Source organism: Methylacidimicrobium cyclopophantes (assembly GCF_902143385.2).
Lineage (GTDB): Bacteria > Verrucomicrobiota > Verrucomicrobiia > Methylacidiphilales > Methylacidiphilaceae > Methylacidimicrobium > Methylacidimicrobium cyclopophantes.
The window spans coordinates 1-1,425 of sequence record NZ_CABFUZ020000017.1; the positions used below are offsets into that span (position 1 = coordinate 1).

Annotated in this window: 1 protein-coding gene; it reads right to left on the reverse strand. The window is 60.8% G+C overall.

Features of this window, described 5'->3' with window-relative positions; all coding sequences use genetic code 11:
* Positions 1 to 5: 5 nt before the first annotated feature.
* A partial coding sequence (locus FN369_RS00535) for an outer membrane beta-barrel protein (protein WP_142524273.1) occupies positions 6 to 1,425 on the reverse strand: 1,420 nt, incomplete at its 5' end.

Genomic DNA, 1,425 nt, shown 5'->3' on the forward strand with positions numbered 1-1,425 from the left:
CGGGTTTAGTAGCTATAGACGAACTCGATGGCGCCGAGGAAGATGGGGCCGTTGCCGGAGTAGAGGAGGGCGCTTGGGGAGGTAGTGCCCTGGAAGGGGTAGCCATAGTAGCCGAGGACGCCGAGGCCCCAATCGATCCTCCCTTCGAGGCGCATCATAAAGTTCTCGGCGAGATCGAAGCCCAAGGTAGCGGTATACTCCCAGATATCGGTGGGGGCGTTGTGGCCGGCCAGGATGCTGTTCCAACCCGCCTGCATCCACTCGGCGCGCTGGGAGAGGCTCACCACCGAGTTGAACTGGTATTTCATGTGGAGGGCCGCCCCGTACCAGTTGGAGGGGCCGCTGAAGAGGCCGACGGGCAGCCCGCTGACCGCAGGGGAGACGGAGCTGACGCCGTTGTTGTAGAATCCTCCGGTAAACTCGAAGCCCAGCAGCAGCCTATCGTGAGCGAATTTGGGCGCCCAGGAGCCCCAGACATCGCCCAGGAAAAAGGCGTTGTTCTGGTTGAAGGGTCCCTCTCCGCGAATCCCCTGTGCAATCCCGTAGGGTTGGGCCATCCCGTCGATCGGAGAAGCCCCGAAACCGGGCGGATTGACCCCGTTGAACCCGTACATGAGAGTCCCGCTCAGGATGGCGTTCTTTGCCTTCGACTCCCACTGCCCGTTCCAAAAAAGCAGATAGGCCCCGCTGTTGTTGATCGTGTTGTTGAGATAGCCGAAGTAGTCGTAACCCCCGCGGGAGACGTTGAAGCCCCCGTCGGCCACCCCAAAGCGCGTCGACCATTGGTCGTCGAAATGGTAGATCGCCTGCATCCCCGTCAGCGTCGTCGGCAAGAGGTTGCTGAAGAGCAGCCCGTAGCTGAAATCCAAATTCACCGGCCGCTCCACCACCTCGTAGCCCGCCGGATCGACAAACTTGCCCACCCGAATGTCGAGCCCGTTGCCCACCGGCACCCGAAAGACCACGTAGGCCTGCTCCAACCAGAAACTCGAGGTGTTGAAGAGAATCAACGAACTGTAATTGGTCCCCAAACCCCCGATCGCATCCGGAGCACCGATCGAAGCATCCTGCCCCACGATCAAATCGGCCCGAAACCCGGCCTGCCACCGGTTCTCCTCGGTCAGCGGCTTCTCCAAGGCCAACTTGAACGCATTCATGTTGAACCCACCTCCGGGAATCCCATCCACCGGCTCCCGACCGGGAATCGCCGGATACCCTAAGGCCTGACCCGCCGCATTCGTCGGCCCCACATACCCGGCAGGAGGAGCAAACGCGGGCACCTGGTTAAATGAGGGCGCATTGATCGCGTTGTAGGTATAGCTCGCATCCACATACCCAGAGAGCACAATCCCCTTGGTGTTCGCCTGTACCGGTATCCCCTGATCCTCCAACCGCTTGATCAACTCCTGAATCTGCCCGCTCTGG